This is a genomic window from Streptococcus oralis, assembly GCF_024399415.1.
In the GTDB taxonomy this organism is placed as follows: Bacteria; Bacillota; Bacilli; order Lactobacillales; family Streptococcaceae; genus Streptococcus; species Streptococcus oralis_CS.
Genome location: NZ_CP029257.1, coordinates 1290411 through 1304773, shown reverse-complemented (window position 1 = coordinate 1304773; position 14363 = coordinate 1290411). Strand labels below are relative to the sequence as shown.

The window sequence follows — 14363 nt, the reverse complement described above, 5'->3', positions numbered from 1 at the left end:
TTTACATAATACAATTTTGAAGGCCTGAAGAACATGCAAGGCGTCCCTCTTTGTCGATGAGGATGGCTTCAATTCCATCTATACTTTCGACTTGCCAGAGGATAGAAGCGCTTCGTTCTCCGAAAAGGCGCGTTGTCCATACCTCACCATCAACGGATTTATCAGAGATAATCGTTAGGCTAGCGAGATCGGTTTCGACAGGAAATCCTGTCTCACTATCAAAGATATGGTGATAGTCTTTTCCATCTACTGTCAGGTGGCGTTCATAGATACCTGAAGTGACAACGGATTTGTTAGAAGCAGGAATGGTTAGGAGATGATTGCCACGAGGATTTCGCGGATCTTGAATCCCAATCTGCCAGGCTTTCCCTTCTTTGGCTTGGTTGTTCCCGATGGTGAGGATATTTCCTCCGAGATTGATCAGGGCAGAGGTGACACCGTGTTCTTTCAAATACTGGGCAACCTTATCTGCACTATAGCCCTTGGCTAAACAACCTAAATCAAGCTTCATTCCTTTCTTCTCTAAAAAGACAGTAGAGCTAGTCGGATCCAACTTGATAAAATGCGGGTCAACTAGAGATAAGACAGCTTCGATTTCTTTAGAGTCTGGAAGCCGTGCATCTGCAAATCCGATTCGCCAGGTTTGAATCAAGGGGCCAATGCTGATGTTTAGATGGCTAGATGGAGCTAGACTATGATCAAGTCCAAGAGCAATCAGCTCAAATAGGTCAGGATGAACCTTAACAGGTGCGATTCCAGCCTGGTAGTTGATTTCCATTAGTTCGGATTCTTGACTATTGGCGTTGAAGCGGTATTCGAGCTCCTTGAGCAAATCAAAGGCTCCTTGAAGTAGGCAATCAGCCTGTTCATCTACTAATGAAATCGTGATAGTTGTTCCCATTAGCCGTTCAGAACGTGAATGAAGAGGCAAGCTACCAGCTCCTTTCTCTTTATAGGAAATCATTCAATATAAGGTCGTTAAAGAAAAATTAAACCCCTTACATTTTCTTTCCATGTATCTAGCATATCATAAAGTCAGCGTTTTCACAAATGAATTTTGACAAAAAGTCAAGAAATATGCTCAAAATTAATATGAAAACGATAGAAAAATTGGATTTATCAATGTTAAGTGTATTTTTTTCTGAAAAAAAGAGAATTCTGAGCAAATGCCTTGTAAACGCTAACAGTAAATGATATACTAGAAAGGTAAATCAAAAATTAAAGGTAGGAATTTTTCTATGAGTAAAATCGTTGTAGTTGGTGCTAACCACGCTGGTACAGCTTGTATTAATACCATGTTGGACAACTTCGGTCATGAGAACGAAATCGTAGTATTTGATCAAAACTCAAATATTTCATTCCTTGGTTGTGGAATGGCGCTTTGGATCGGGGAACAAATTGACGGCCCAGAAGGTCTCTTCTACTCTGATAAAGAAAAATTGGAAGCAAAAGGTGCTAAAGTTTACATGAACTCACCAGTTCTTTCAATTGACTACGATAACAAAGTTGTGACTGCAGAAGTTGAAGGAAAAGAGCACAAAGAGTCTTATGATAAATTGATCTTTGCAACTGGTTCAACTCCAATCTTGCCTCCAATCGAAGGTGTTGAAATCGTTAAGGGCAACCGCGAATTCAAAGCGACTCTTGAAAATGTACAATTTGTTAAATTGTACCAAAACGCTGAAGAAGTTATTGAAAAACTTGAAGACAAGAGCAAACACCTTGAGCGCATTGCCGTTGTTGGTGGTGGTTACATCGGTGTTGAACTTGCAGAAGCCTTTGAGCGTCTTGGAAAAGAAGTGGTACTTGTCGATATCGTAGACACAGTCTTGAACGGCTACTATGATAAAGACTTCACTCAAATGATGGCGAAGAACTTGGAAGACCACAACATCCGCTTGGCTCTTGGTCAAACAGTTAAAGCCATCCAAGGTGATGGAAAAGTTGAACGCTTGGTAACAGACAAAGAAACATTTGATGTAGATATGGTGGTTCTTGCTGTTGGCTTCCGTCCAAACACAGCTCTTGCTGATGGTAAGATTGAACTCTTCCGTAACGGTGCCTTCCTTGTAGATAAGAAACAAGAAACATCTATCCCAGGTGTATACGCTGTTGGTGACTGTGCAACTGTTTATGACAATGCTCGTAAAGACACTAGCTACATCGCTCTTGCATCTAACGCTGTACGTACTGGTATCGTTGGTGCTTACAATGCTTGTGGACATGAATTGGAAGGAATTGGTGTACAAGGATCAAACGGTATTTCTATCTACGGTCTTCACATGGTTTCGACTGGTTTGACTCTTGAAAAAGCCAAAGCTGCAGGCTATAATGCAACTGAAACTGGCTTTAACGATCTTCAAAAACCAGAATTTATCAAACATGACAACCACGAAGTTGCCATCAAGATTGTTTTTGATAAAGACAGCCGCGAAATCCTTGGTGCACAAATGGTTTCACATGATGCAGCTATCAGTATGGGAATCCACATGTTCTCACTTGCTATCCAAGAGCATGTAACAATCGATAAATTGGCCTTGACAGATCTCTTCTTCTTGCCACACTTTAACAAACCATACAATTACATTACAATGGCTGCACTTACAGCTGAAAAATAAAAATTGACGAGCTATCTGGCCTTAGGTTAAGGTCAGATAGTTTTTTAGTTATACTCTTCGAAAATCAAATTCAAACCACGTCAGCTTCGCCTTACCGTATATATGTTACTGACTTCGTCAGTTCTATCTACAACCTCAAAGCAGTGCTTTGAGCAACCTGCGGCTAGCTTCCTAGTTTGCTCTTTGATTTTCATTGAGTATCAATCTGTACCCATACAATTATCCTTTTTTTATCTTGTACTTCATTCTAATATGGCTTAAAATGAAATGGTAGCTACCAATACAAATGATGAGGATTAAGAAATGACTGAAAATCGTTATGAACTAAATAAAAACTTGGCACAGATGCTCAAAGGTGGGGTTATCATGGACGTTCAAAACCCTGAACAGGCTCGTATCGCAGAGGCTGCTGGTGCGGCTGCTGTGATGGCCTTGGAACGGATTCCAGCTGATATTCGTGCAGCTGGTGGGGTTTCCCGTATGAGCGATCCAAAGATGATTAAGGAAATCCAAGAAGCGGTCAGCATTCCAGTGATGGCCAAGGTCAGAATCGGGCATTTTGTTGAAGCTCAGATTTTAGAGGCTATTGAGATTGACTATATCGATGAGAGTGAAGTGCTGTCTCCAGCAGACGATCGTTTCCATGTAGATAAGAAGGAATTTCAAGTTCCTTTTGTCTGTGGAGCTAAGGACTTGGGTGAAGCCTTGCGTCGTATCGCTGAAGGAGCTTCTATGATTCGCACAAAAGGAGAACCGGGGACAGGAGATATTGTTCAAGCCGTTCGCCATATGCGTATGATGAATCAGGAAATTCGCCGTATTCAAAATCTCCGTGAGGATGAACTTTATGTGGCTGCCAAGGACTTGCAAGTCCCTGTTGAATTGGTCCAATACGTCCATGAACATGGAAAATTACCAGTTGTAAACTTCGCAGCTGGAGGTGTGGCAACGCCAGCAGATGCTGCGCTGATGATGCAATTGGGGGCAGAGGGCGTCTTTGTCGGTTCAGGTATTTTCAAGTCAGGCGATCCTGTTAAACGAGCAAGTGCTATTGTTAAAGCTGTAACCAATTATCAAAATCCTCAAATTCTAGCTCAAATCTCTGAAGATCTAGGGGAAGCCATGGTTGGAATTAATGAGAATGAAATCCAAATTCTCATGGCTGAGCGAGGAAAATAGATGAAAATCGGAATATTAGCCTTGCAAGGTGCCTTTGCAGAGCATGAAAAAGTGCTAGATAAACTAGGAGTCGCTAGTGTCCAAATCAGAAATTTAGATGATTTTCAGAAACATCAGAGTGACTTGGCGGGTTTGATATTACCTGGTGGGGAGTCTACAACCATGGGCAAGCTCTTGCGTGACCAGAACATGCTGCTTCCCATCCGAGAAGCTATTTTATCTGGACTCCCAGTCTTTGGAACCTGCGCCGGTTTGATTTTGCTGGCTAAGGAAATCACTTCTCAGGAAGAAAGTCATCTTGGAACCATGGATATAGTGGTTGAGCGCAATGCTTATGGACGCCAACTAGGAAGCTTCTATACAGAGGCAGAATGTAAGGGAGTCGGTCAGATTCCCATGACTTTTATCCGTGGACCGATTATCAGCAGTGTTGGAGAGGGTGTAGAAATTCTAGCAACAGTTGATGATCAAATCGTTGCTGCGCAAGAACAGAATATGCTGGTAACCTCTTTTCATCCAGAATTGACAGATGATGTTCGCTTGCACCAGTATTTTATCAATATGTGTAAAGAAAAAAGTTGAGAAAAGATTCTCAACTTTTTTACATGTAATAAACAATCGCGATATATTGGAGTGCAGATGCTGCTAGGATAAAGAGATGCCAAATCATGTGGAAATAAGGTTTTTTCTTAGCGTAAAATCCAGCTCCAACTGTATAACAGAGTCCGCCAGTTACCATGAGACTCCAGAAAATTGGTGTTGTTTGACTGATAATGGCAGGAATGATAGCCAGAACCAACCAGCCCATGATCAGGTAAAGGGCAAGGCTGAATTTCTCATTGACCTTTTTAGCAAAGATTTTATAAAGGATGCCAAAGATGGTCGTTCCCCACTGAATGGCAATGATCAGATAGCCAAACCAGTTATTCATCAAAGTCAATACAACCGGCGTATAAGAGCCTGCGATAGCCACGTAAATCATAGAATGGTCGATGATTCGCAAGACGTATTTGTGGGTCGAACCGTAGGCCATAGAGTGGTAAATGGTTGATGAGAGGAACATGAGAAAGAGACTGATAACAAAGATAGAAACGCCAAAAGATGATAAAAATCCGTGTGCTTCATAACTATAGGTGGATGAAATGGGGAGTAGGATGAGCATGATAACCGCACCCACAGCATGGGTCACGCTATTGGCAATCTCCTCTCCAAAACTGAGTTTTTTACTGAGTTTTAAACTGGTATTCATTGGATTTCCTCCTCTTCTTTGATAAGGATTAAGTCTAGAGTTTGATGATAGAGTTTAACCGTTTGACAGCTGGTTTGGATAATAGGATTATCTGGATCAATCCCATGGTTCATGTAGTCCACAAAAGCATCGTAGAGCTGGTCTGAACTGGCTTGAGTTTGTAGAGTATTCAGTGTCTGAGCGATTTCTTGGATCGAAAAGACAGACTTTAGAGTGGTGATGGCAATCAAACGGGCAATCTGTTTGCGTTGGTATTTTTTCTTGTCAGGCTTTGTCAGGTAACCGTGTTTGACATAGTTATTGACCATGGATGCGGTCAGGCCCTTTTCTTTATCTGGAGAAATAGGGGCACAGACTTGATTGACATAAAGCAAAACCTGATCCAGATAGAGGTCAATGTTTGGAATGTCTTCCCATTTTGGGTAGGAAAAGTTAGAATTCATTTCCAACTCCTTTCCATCTAGTTTTGATAACTAGATTATAAAATAATAAAAAACAAAAGTCAAGTTTCAACTGCTTGTAGAAAGCTTTAAATTATGCTATGATGAGAGAAAATAGTTAGAAATGAGGGGAAAAGATGGAGATTCGTTTAGCTTTTCCAAATGAAGTAGATGCGATTATGCAGGTGATGGAGAATGCTAAAAAGTGCTTAGCCAAGTCTGGTAGCGACCAGTGGCAAAATGGCTATCCAAATGCCGATATCATTATCGATGATATCATCTCAGGTCAAGCCTATGTGGCCTTGGAAGAAGGAGAACTACTAGCCTATGCTGCTGTGACCAAGAGTCCAGAGAAATCCTATGAAGGCATTTATGAAGGAAGTTGGCAGGGGGGAGAATCAGAATATCTGGTCTTTCACCGTATCGCTGTGGCAGCAGATGTCCAAGGACAAGGAGTTGCTCAGACTTTCCTAGAAGGCTTGATTGAAGGTTTTGATTATCTAGATTTTCGTTCAGATACGCATGCAGAAAACAAGGTTATGCAGCATATCTTTGAAAAGCTAGGCTTTCAACAGGTTGGTAAGGTTCCAGTTGATGGGGAACGTTTGGCCTATCAGAAATTAAAAAAATGAAGCAGAATAAGTACGCAAAAATGCTCTACCCGTCGCCAATTGGAACCTTATTCTTAGTTGCTGACGAGCAATATCTGTATGGAATTTGGGTACAGGACCAAATTCATTTTGAGAGAGGATTAGGGGATGAAACGATAGAAGAAGTTGTTAGCCATCCTGTCCTAGACCAGGTTATTTCCTATTTGGATACTTACTTTGATGGATGTGCTCAAGATTTGTCTTCCTTGCCTCTGGCTCCCATTGGAACGGATTTTGAAAAGCGGGTCTGGGCTTACTTACAGGCCATTCCTTATGGTCAAACAGTAACTTACGGACAAATAGCTCAAGACTTGCAAGTGGCTTCTGCCCAAGCGATTGGTGGAGCAGTGGGGCGCAATCCTTGGTCCATACTTGTTCCCTGTCATCGGGTGCTGGGGTCAGGCAATCGCTTGACAGGCTATGCATCTGGAGTCGAAAAGAAAGCCTGGCTCTTGCAACATGAAGGTGCAGCATTTCAAGAAAATAAAAAATAGAAAGAAAAGAAGATGTTAGAATTTATCGAATACCCAAAATGTTCAACTTGTAAGAAAGCAAAAAATGAATTAGATCAACTTGGACTGGAATACCAAGATGTCCACATCGTAGAAGAAACACCAAGTGAAGACGTGATTTTAAACTGGTTGGAAACTTCCGGTTTTGAAGTGAAACAATTTTTCAATACCAGCGGGATCAAATATCGTGAACTGGGCTTGAAAGATAAGGTGGGAAGTTTGTCAAAACAAGAAGCAGCCAAGCTTCTAGCGAGTGATGGTATGTTATTGAAACGTCCAATTTTGGTGGAGAATGGTGCTGTTAAACAAATCGGCTATAGAAAACCCTATGAGGACTTAGGTTTGAGATAGTTTTTATTTATCTCCTTGATAGGTAAAATATATAGCATCCCTGTTTTAAAGTGTGATAAACTAGAAGATAGACAAAGTCTGAGCAGCCCGTAGCAAATAATTTGCTTGCGAGCAGAAGTATGATAGAATGAATCATTATCAGGAGAGGATATTTTTATGACTGTTATAACATTTTTAGCATCAGATTGGTACCAAAGTTTGATGCAACTCATTCCGGATGGTAAGCTCTTTAGTTTGCGTTCGGTCTTTGATGGAATTCCAAGGATTGTCCAACAACTGCCTACAACCTTGATGTTGACGCTTGGAGGTGCACTCTTTGGTTTGCTACTTGCCCTAATTTTTGCCATTGTTAAGATCAATCGTGTTAAGATTCTATATCCCTTGCAGGCCTTTTTCGTCAGTTTCTTAAAAGGTACCCCAATCCTAGTTCAACTTATGTTGACCTACTACGGAATACCTTTAGCGCTGAAAGCTATCAACCAACAATGGGGAACTGGTCTCAATATCAATGCGATTCCAGCGGCGCTTTTTGCGATTGTGGCCTTTGCTTTTAATGAGGCGGCTTATGCAAGTGAAACGATTCGTGCGGCCATCCTTTCTGTTAATCCCGGTGAAATTGAGGCGGCACGCAGTTTGGGTATGACGCGAGCTCAAGTTTACCGTCGCGTGATTATTCCAAATGCGGCCGTTGTGGCGACTCCAACCTTGATTAATTCCCTCATCGGTTTGACCAAGGGAACTTCTCTAGCCTTTAGCGCAGGTGTTGTGGAGGTCTTTGCCCAAGCTCAGATTTTAGGTGGAGCTGATTACCGCTATTTTGAGCGCTTTATCTCTGTTGCCCTTGTTTATTGGGTGGTCAATATCGGAATTGAAAGCCTCGGCCGTTTCATCGAGAGAAAAATGGCTATCTCAGCGCCGGATACAGTATCTACAGATGTGAAAGGAGACCTTCGTTAATGATTAAGATTTCGAATTTAAGCAAATCCTTTTCAGGACAGACAGTCTTGAATCATCTGAACTTGGATATCCAAAAAGGTGAGGTAGTGGCTTTGATTGGTTCATCTGGAGCTGGGAAATCAACCTTTCTTCGTAGTTTGAACTACCTTGAAACTCCAGATAGTGGAACGATTCAGATTGACAATTTTAAAGTTGATTTTTCTCAGATTAGCCAAGAAGAAATCCTAACCCTTCGTCGCAAGTTGTCCATGGTTTTCCAACAGTTTAATTTGTTTGAACGCCGAACTGCTCTTGACAATGTCAAGGAAGGTTTGGTTGTCGTTAAAAAATTATCGGACGAGGAAGCAACAAAAATCGCTAAGGAAGAGTTGGCCAAGGTTGGTCTTTCTGACCGTGAAAACCATTATCCTCGCCACTTATCAGGTGGACAGAAGCAACGGGTTGCCCTCGCGCGTGCGCTTGCTATGAAACCAGATGTCTTGCTCTTGGACGAACCAACGTCGGCACTGGACCCAGAGTTGGTCGGTGAAGTAGAAAAGTCTATTGCAGACGCTGCCAAGTCAGGTCAGACCATGATTTTGGTCAGTCACGATATGTCTTTTGTAGCCCAAGTGGCAGACAAGGTTCTATTCCTAGATAAAGGGAAAATCATCGAGTCTGGTACACCGGATGAAATCATCAATCATCCGAAAGAAGAACGAACAAAAGAATTCTTCGCTAGTTACAAACGGACTTATATTTGATATAATAGAAAAAAGGAAAACTCAGTTAGTTGGACTAGCTGAGTTTACTCTTTAAAAAAGATAGAAACGAGAGAGATCATGCTACTGCATCTATTTTCTTTGTATTTCGAGAGTTTGATCTTAACGGCCATCCTTGTCGTGATTTTTCTGGGGATTTGGATTGGGTTGAGAGCCATGTCTGGTGTGGACAAGACAGCCAAAGCTCGCCAAGCTCATCTCTATGATATGATTATGATTGGAGTTTTGGTCGTTCCGGTGTTATCCTTTGCCGTCATGAGTTTGCTCTTGGTTTTCAAGGCATAATCCTTGCGTGACTAGCAAGAATGAGTTAGAATAAAGATAGTTACAACAAGAAAGAAGGAATTGAAATGTACGATACGATTATTGTCGGTGCTGGACCTGCGGGAATGACCGCTGCCTTATATGCTGCTCGAAGCAATCTGAAAGTGGCTTTGATTGAAGGTGGTCTGCCAGGCGGGCAAATGAATAACACATCTGATATTGAAAACTATCCAGGTTATGCTAATATCAGTGGACCTGAATTGGCTGAAAAGATGTTTGAACCACTTGAAAACCTTGGAGTGGAGCATCTTTATGGTTACGTTGAAAATATTGAAGACCAGGGTGACTTTAAGAAGGTAATCACTGATGATCAAGTTTACGAAACCCGTACTGTCATTGTAGCAACTGGTTCTAAACACCGTCTTTTGGGAGTTCCCGGAGAAGAAGAACTGAACAGTCGAGGTGTTTCTTACTGTGCGGTCTGTGATGGAGCTTTCTTCCGTGATCAAGACTTGCTCGTAGTTGGTGGTGGAGATTCAGCGGTAGAAGAAGCCCTCTTCTTGACACGCTTTGCCAAGACTGTCACTATTGTTCACCGTCGCGATGAACTTCGTGCCCAAAAGGTTTTGCAAGACCGTGCCTTTGCAAATGAAAAAGTCAACTTTATCTGGGACTCTGTAGTTAAGGAAATTAAAGGTGAAAATCGAGTAGAATCTGTCGTATTTGAAAATGTGAAAACAGGTCAAGTAACAGAGCAAGCCTTCGGAGGTGTCTTTATCTATGTCGGTTTGGATCCTGTTAGCGATTTTGTTAAAGAATTGAACATTCAAGACCAGGCAGGCTGGATCCTAACAGACAATAACATGAAAACTAGCGTTGATGGTATATTTGCGGTTGGAGATGTTCGCCAAAAAGATCTTCGCCAAGTAACAACAGCAGTTGGAGATGGGGCTATCGCTGGTCAAGAAGCCTATAAATTTATCACAGAACATAGTTAAGCAAAAAGTTTCCAATCACTTGATTGGAAACTTTTTTATAGTCTGTTTCGGAAAACTTCGTACATGAGAATGGCTGCTGCAACACTGGCATTGAGGCTTTGAACATGACCGTTCATCGGAATGGTTATCATTTCATCAACCTGTTTTTTGATGTTGCTGGAGATGCCTTTTCCTTCATTTCCGATGATGAGGGCAATTTTCCCTTTTGTATTCCACTTGTGGCAAGGAGTACCGTTCATATCCGTTCCAAAGGTCCAGAAGCCTTCAGCCTTGAGTTTGTCTAGGGTTTGACTGAGGTTGGTAACTCGCGCAATCGGTACATGCTCAATAGCACCTGTGGCCGTTTTGGCAACGACAGGAGTCACTCCGACAGCACGGTGCTTGGGAATGATGACACCTGAAACATTGGTCGCATCAGCAGTCCTTAAGATAGAGCCTAAGTTGTGAGGGTCAGTTAGACCATCCAGAATCAACAGAAGTGGATTTTCTTCTTGTCGTGTTTTGACAAGGATGTGATCCAGCTCGCTATAGGCAAATTCGGACACTCGTAGAACAAAACCTTGGTGGACAGCGCCTTCGGTCATTTCAGACAGGGATTTTTTTGAGATCCAAGAGATGGAGACCTTTTTCTCAGCAGCCAGTTCCTTGACTTTCTCAACATTCTTACCTCGGAGATCATCTTGGAGGTAGAGTTTATTTCCAGTGTTTGCAAGGAGGGCTTCTGTAACGGCGTGGACGCCATAGACAATATCATTTGTTTTCATGCCTCTATTATAACACAAAACCCCGTCTTGCAACGGGATTTTCTTTATTCCAGAATCAGTAAACCATCTTTAACAGCAAATGGATCTTTTTCATTGATACGATCGTAAAACATGATTCCGTTTAGATGATCAATTTCATGTTGGACAACGATAGAGTTGTAACCTTTGAGCTTGATACGGTGTTTTTCGCCGTCCTTGTCAAAGTAATCAACAGTGACGCGGGCATGGCGAATAACATAGCCAGGTACGTTTCGGTCAACAGAAAGGCAACCTTCTCCTTCGCCAAGAGCAGCATCTTGAACAGAGTGAGAGACGATTTTTGGATTGTACATAACAGCTTGCAAGTCGTAGGCTTCCTGTGGAGTTTCACCTTCTTCCACAATATTGGGAACTAAAACAGCGATAATGCGTTTTGAGATATCCAGCTGGGGAGCGGCCAATCCAACTCCACCGCGGAGCCCCATCTTTTCAGCCATAACAGGATCTTGAGAATGTTTGAGGAATTGCATCATCTTTTCGCCAAGGATGATTTCCTGGTCAGACAGTGGGAAAGTGACTTCCTCAGCAACTGCGCGAAGAGTTGGATTCCCCTCGCGGATAATATCGTTCATATCAATTAAGTGAGCAGCTTTTGTAATACGTTCTATTGCAGACATTTTCTCTCCTTTCATTACCTCTACATGATAACACAAAATAGGCGAGAAAGAAAGTCGCAGAAGTTCCTAAAAAATAATATAATAAACGGTATTCCTCTTTTGTCTGTGGTATAATAAAAGAAAAGACTTGCACCAAAAAGCAAGGGGGGAATAAAGATGGAAAAGCGACAAGATAGACGGTCTCAGGACTCTCTTTATGGGGTGTGGAGAACTAGTGTGGATTTCTTTCGGAATTATAAATCCTGGACCAATGCCCAGTTTATTATTGTGTTATTGCTTGCAGTTGCCTTATCCATGGGGGGAAACTTATTAGTTCGAGCAGTACAAGGTAGTAAGGGAACAAGCCCTGGTAGCCAAACTCTTGATTCTGCTAGTACATCTGGTCAATCCAAGGAAGATCAGTCTGGTGAAACAACGGCACGTATCATGGCAAATGGTGACCTTCTTTATCATATCCCTATCTACCGAACAGCTCTTAAAGAAGATGGGACCTATGATTTCCATGAAAATTTTGAGTATGTAAAACCCTGGCTCAAACAAGCGGATTTGGTGATTGGTGACTTTGAAGGAACGGTGAACAAGGACCACTACTTGGCAGGTTATCCTCTCTTTAATGCACCAGGGGAAGTCATGGATGCGATCAAGGATGCAGGCTACCAAGTTCTAGACTTGGCTCATAATCACATCTTGGATTCGCAGATAGAGGGAGTGGTTTCAACGGCTCAAGCTATTGAAAAGGCTGGAATGACACCCATCGGAGTCTACACGCATGAATCCCGAGACCAAGCACCTATAGTCATCAAGGAAGTCAATGGTATCAAGGTAGCTCTCCTGGCCTATTCTTACGGTTTTAATGGCATTGAGCAGTATATCTCTCAAGAGGACTATAATCGCTATCTTTCTGATTTGAATGAAGATAAGATGAAGGCAGAAATCGAGCGTGCAGAGAAGGAGGCGGATATTACTGTCATCATGCCTCAGATGGGAATTGAGTACCAACTAGAACCAACGGAAGAACAGAAAACACTGTACCACAAGATGATTGACTGGGGAGCCGATATTATCTTTGGAGGGCATCCTCACGTCGTTGAACCTGCTGAAACCGTTGAAAAAGATGGTGACAAAAAATTGATTATCTATTCCATGGGAAATTTTCTCTCAAATCAACGCATTGAAACCATGCAAGATGAGGAAAATGCCAAATGGACGGAGCGCGGTGTTCTCATGGACGTGACCATTAAGAAAAAAGATGGCAAGACAAGGATTGAAACGGCCAAAGCGCATCCTACTTGGGTAAATCGAACACCCAAAGGGACTTACTCTCCAGAAGGCTATCCGCTCTTCCTCTATCAGACCTATATCCTAGAGGACTTCATCGAGGGAGGCAGTCACCGTGACAAGTTGGACGAGGCGACCAAGGAACGAATTGACACGGCCTATAAAGAAATGAATGAACATGTAGGGTTGAAGTGGTAGGCACTTGCCCTAAAGGAGACGAGATGACGATTAAATTGATTGCAACGGATATGGATGGAACCTTGCTAGACCCGAGGGGGCAGCTGGATCTGCCCCGCTTGGAAAAGATTTTAGATCAGCTGGATCAAAGGGATATCCGTTTTGTCATTGCGACAGGGAATGAAGTTCACCGTATGAGGCAATTACTAGAACACTTGGCGAGTAGAGTAGTTCTAGTCGTTGCCAATGGGGCGCGTATTTTTGAAAACAATAAACTGATTCAAGCGCAGACCTGGGATGATGCTATGGTTGACAAGGCTTTAGTTCATTTTAAAGGGAGAGAGTGCCGAGATCAGTTTGTTGTAACAGGTATGAAGGGTGGTTTTGTCAAGGAAGGAACGGTTTTTACAGACCTGGAAAAATTTATGACTCCAGAGATGATTGAAAAACTTTACCAAAGGACCAATTTTGTGGATGAGCTAAACTCAGACCTCTTTGGTGGAGTGTTAAAGATGAGCATGGTCGTTGGTGAAGAACGTTCTAGTTCAGTTTTGCAGGAAATCAATGACCTCTTTGATGGTCATGTAAGGGCTGTTTCTAGCGGTTATGGTTGTATTGATATCCTGCAGGATGGTGTTCACAAGGCTTGGGGATTGGAAGAATTACTCAAGCGCTGGAATTTAAAATCGGAACAGATCATGGCTTTTGGTGATAGCGAAAATGATGTTGAAATGTTGGAGATGGCTGGAATTGCCTATGCTATGGAAAATGCTGACGATGAGGCCAAGGCAGTTGCAACTGCCCTAGCTCCAGCTAACAGCCAATGGGGCGTTTATCAGGTCCTAGAAAATTGGTTAGAGAAAGAGGGATAAGGTGGCAGTACAGTTATTAGAAAATTGGCTCCTAAAAGAGCAGGCAAAGATACAAACCAAGTATCGTGAACTCAATGAGATTTCTCTTTTAGAACCAGATATGATTTTTATCGGCGATTCAATTGTAGAATACTACCCTTTGCAAGAGTTACTTGGGACTGCCAAGACGATTGTTAATAGAGGCATCCGAGGTTACCAGACGGGGCTTCTACTAGACAATCTTGATGCCCATCTTTATGGTGATGCTGTCGATCAAATTGTTCTCTTAATTGGGACAAATGATATTGGAAAAGATATTCCCATGAATGATGCTTTGGATAATCTTGAAGGTGTGATTCAATCGCTTAACCGAGATTATCCGCTGTCACAAATAAAGCTTGTTTCTATTCTGCCAGTCAATGAAGGAGAAGAATACAAGCAGACAGTTTATATCCGAACCAATGAAAAGATTAGAGAATGGAATCAAGCCTATGAGGCTCTAGCATCCGCCTATATGCAGGTAGATTTTGTGCCGATTTATGATAGTTTGACAGATTCAAAAGGACAACTTCAATCAGCCTATACAACGGATGGCCTCCATCTAAGTGTAGCCGGTTATCAAGCATTATCAGATGCTTTGAAAACGTATCTGTTCTAA

18 protein-coding genes are annotated in these 14363 nt (G+C 42.2%); 13 read left to right on the top strand and 5 right to left on the bottom strand.

Going from position 1 to position 14363, the window contains the following annotated elements; translation table 11 throughout:
* Window position 1: 1 nt before the first annotated feature.
* Window positions 2-931, bottom strand: coding sequence for an FAD:protein FMN transferase (locus tag DG474_RS06475; protein WP_304665711.1), 930 nt, complete (start codon window positions 929-931; stop codon window positions 2-4).
* A 307-nt stretch (window positions 932-1238) separates the two neighbouring features.
* On the opposite strand from DG474_RS06475, the gene nox reads away from it, so the two are divergent.
* From nox to pdxT, 3 genes are all read left to right on the top strand, one after another.
* The gene (nox, locus tag DG474_RS06470) at window positions 1239-2618 is read left to right on the top strand and encodes a H2O-forming NADH oxidase (protein WP_000036761.1); all 1380 of its coding nucleotides are present in this window, start codon (window positions 1239-1241) and stop codon (window positions 2616-2618) included.
* A gap of 303 nt (window positions 2619-2921) precedes the next feature.
* The gene (pdxS, locus tag DG474_RS06465; protein ID WP_000138520.1) at window positions 2922-3797 is read left to right on the top strand and encodes a pyridoxal 5'-phosphate synthase lyase subunit PdxS; all 876 of its coding nucleotides are present in this window, start codon (window positions 2922-2924) and stop codon (window positions 3795-3797) included.
* On the top strand, window positions 3798-4379 hold the full coding sequence (gene pdxT, locus DG474_RS06460) for a pyridoxal 5'-phosphate synthase glutaminase subunit PdxT (protein ID WP_070656998.1): 582 nt from the start codon (window positions 3798-3800) through the stop codon (window positions 4377-4379).
* Window positions 4380-4398: 19 nt separating this feature from the next.
* On the opposite strand, the gene trhA is transcribed toward pdxT, so the two are convergent.
* Both trhA and DG474_RS06450 read right to left on the bottom strand, forming a co-directional pair.
* A complete protein-coding gene (gene trhA, locus DG474_RS06455; protein WP_001097972.1) occupies window positions 4399-5046 on the bottom strand; it encodes a PAQR family membrane homeostasis protein TrhA in 648 nt (215 codons plus the stop codon).
* Window positions 5043-5489: a DUF1836 domain-containing protein gene (locus DG474_RS06450; protein ID WP_255777716.1), complete on the bottom strand. Its 447-nt coding sequence runs from the start codon at window positions 5487-5489 to the stop codon at window positions 5043-5045. The genes trhA and DG474_RS06450 overlap by 4 nt, the downstream gene beginning before the upstream one ends.
* 134 nt (window positions 5490-5623) lie before the next feature.
* On the opposite strand from DG474_RS06450, the gene DG474_RS06445 reads away from it, so the two are divergent.
* The 7 genes from DG474_RS06445 (at window position 5624) to trxB (ending at window position 9979) form a co-directional block, all read left to right on the top strand.
* Window positions 5624-6118 (top strand): GNAT family N-acetyltransferase, encoded by a 495-nt coding sequence (locus DG474_RS06445; protein WP_255777715.1) that lies wholly within the window; start codon window positions 5624-5626, stop codon window positions 6116-6118.
* Complete coding sequence (locus DG474_RS06440; RefSeq protein ID WP_255777714.1) at window positions 6115-6630, top strand: methylated-DNA--[protein]-cysteine S-methyltransferase; 516 nt, start codon at window positions 6115-6117, stop codon at window positions 6628-6630. Before DG474_RS06445 ends, DG474_RS06440 begins: the two co-directional genes overlap by 4 nt.
* A 12-nt stretch (window positions 6631-6642) precedes the next feature.
* Entirely contained in the window at window positions 6643-6999 is a 357-nt protein-coding gene (locus tag DG474_RS06435; protein WP_038805006.1) for an arsenate reductase family protein, read from the top strand.
* A gap of 156 nt (window positions 7000-7155) precedes the next feature.
* A complete protein-coding gene (locus DG474_RS06430) occupies window positions 7156-7956 on the top strand; it encodes an amino acid ABC transporter permease (RefSeq protein WP_255777713.1) in 801 nt (266 codons plus the stop codon).
* Window positions 7956-8699, top strand: a complete 744-nt coding sequence (locus DG474_RS06425) for an amino acid ABC transporter ATP-binding protein (RefSeq protein ID WP_000590997.1) — start codon at window positions 7956-7958, stop codon at window positions 8697-8699. Before DG474_RS06430 ends, DG474_RS06425 begins: the two co-directional genes overlap by 1 nt.
* Window positions 8700-8777: 78 nt before the next feature.
* Window positions 8778-9002: a DUF4059 family protein gene (locus DG474_RS06420; protein ID WP_042767743.1), complete on the top strand. Its 225-nt coding sequence runs from the start codon at window positions 8778-8780 to the stop codon at window positions 9000-9002.
* Between the two features lie 65 nt (window positions 9003-9067).
* Window positions 9068-9979, top strand: a complete 912-nt coding sequence (trxB, locus tag DG474_RS06415; RefSeq protein WP_049479748.1) for a thioredoxin-disulfide reductase — start codon at window positions 9068-9070, stop codon at window positions 9977-9979.
* A 35-nt stretch (window positions 9980-10014) separates the two neighbouring features.
* Here the strand turns inward: trxB and rlmB are convergent, their stop codons facing one another.
* Both rlmB and def read right to left on the bottom strand, forming a co-directional pair.
* A complete protein-coding gene (gene rlmB / locus DG474_RS06410; protein WP_084860118.1) occupies window positions 10015-10743 on the bottom strand; it encodes a 23S rRNA (guanosine(2251)-2'-O)-methyltransferase RlmB in 729 nt (242 codons plus the stop codon).
* Between the two features lie 44 nt (window positions 10744-10787).
* Window positions 10788-11399, bottom strand: coding sequence for a peptide deformylase (gene def, locus DG474_RS06405; protein ID WP_001272958.1), 612 nt, complete (start codon window positions 11397-11399; stop codon window positions 10788-10790).
* Window positions 11400-11555: 156 nt separating this feature from the next.
* On the opposite strand from def, the gene DG474_RS06400 reads away from it, so the two are divergent.
* The 3 genes from DG474_RS06400 to DG474_RS06390 are packed head-to-tail and all read left to right on the top strand — an operon-like array spanning window position 11556 to window position 14363.
* Complete coding sequence (locus DG474_RS06400) at window positions 11556-12875, top strand: CapA family protein (protein ID WP_255777712.1); 1320 nt, start codon at window positions 11556-11558, stop codon at window positions 12873-12875.
* A 23-nt stretch (window positions 12876-12898) separates the two neighbouring features.
* Window positions 12899-13726 (top strand): HAD family hydrolase, encoded by an 828-nt coding sequence (locus tag DG474_RS06395; RefSeq protein WP_255777711.1) that lies wholly within the window; start codon window positions 12899-12901, stop codon window positions 13724-13726.
* 1 nt (window position 13727) lies between these two features.
* Window positions 13728-14363, top strand: coding sequence for an SGNH/GDSL hydrolase family protein (locus DG474_RS06390; protein ID WP_255777710.1), 636 nt, complete (start codon window positions 13728-13730; stop codon window positions 14361-14363).

Coding starts and splice junctions, on each gene's coding strand:
- nox (WP_000036761.1), top strand. CDS start 1,239: ATGAGTAAAATCGTTGTAGTTGGTGCTAACCACGCTGGTACAGCTTGT.
- pdxS (WP_000138520.1), top strand. CDS start 2,922: ATGACTGAAAATCGTTATGAACTAAATAAAAACTTGGCACAGATGCTC.
- pdxT (WP_070656998.1), top strand. CDS start 3,798: ATGAAAATCGGAATATTAGCCTTGCAAGGTGCCTTTGCAGAGCATGAA.
- trhA (WP_001097972.1), bottom strand. CDS start 5,046: ATGAATACCAGTTTAAAACTCAGTAAAAAACTCAGTTTTGGAGAGGAG.
- DG474_RS06450 (WP_255777716.1), bottom strand. CDS start 5,489: ATGAATTCTAACTTTTCCTACCCAAAATGGGAAGACATTCCAAACATT.
- DG474_RS06445 (WP_255777715.1), top strand. CDS start 5,624: ATGGAGATTCGTTTAGCTTTTCCAAATGAAGTAGATGCGATTATGCAG.
- DG474_RS06440 (WP_255777714.1), top strand. CDS start 6,115: ATGAAGCAGAATAAGTACGCAAAAATGCTCTACCCGTCGCCAATTGGA.
- DG474_RS06435 (WP_038805006.1), top strand. CDS start 6,643: ATGTTAGAATTTATCGAATACCCAAAATGTTCAACTTGTAAGAAAGCA.
- DG474_RS06430 (WP_255777713.1), top strand. CDS start 7,156: ATGACTGTTATAACATTTTTAGCATCAGATTGGTACCAAAGTTTGATG.
- DG474_RS06425 (WP_000590997.1), top strand. CDS start 7,956: ATGATTAAGATTTCGAATTTAAGCAAATCCTTTTCAGGACAGACAGTC.
- DG474_RS06420 (WP_042767743.1), top strand. CDS start 8,778: ATGCTACTGCATCTATTTTCTTTGTATTTCGAGAGTTTGATCTTAACG.
- trxB (WP_049479748.1), top strand. CDS start 9,068: ATGTACGATACGATTATTGTCGGTGCTGGACCTGCGGGAATGACCGCT.
- rlmB (WP_084860118.1), bottom strand. CDS start 10,743: ATGAAAACAAATGATATTGTCTATGGCGTCCACGCCGTTACAGAAGCC.
- def (WP_001272958.1), bottom strand. CDS start 11,399: ATGTCTGCAATAGAACGTATTACAAAAGCTGCTCACTTAATTGATATG.
- DG474_RS06400 (WP_255777712.1), top strand. CDS start 11,556: ATGGAAAAGCGACAAGATAGACGGTCTCAGGACTCTCTTTATGGGGTG.
- DG474_RS06395 (WP_255777711.1), top strand. CDS start 12,899: ATGACGATTAAATTGATTGCAACGGATATGGATGGAACCTTGCTAGAC.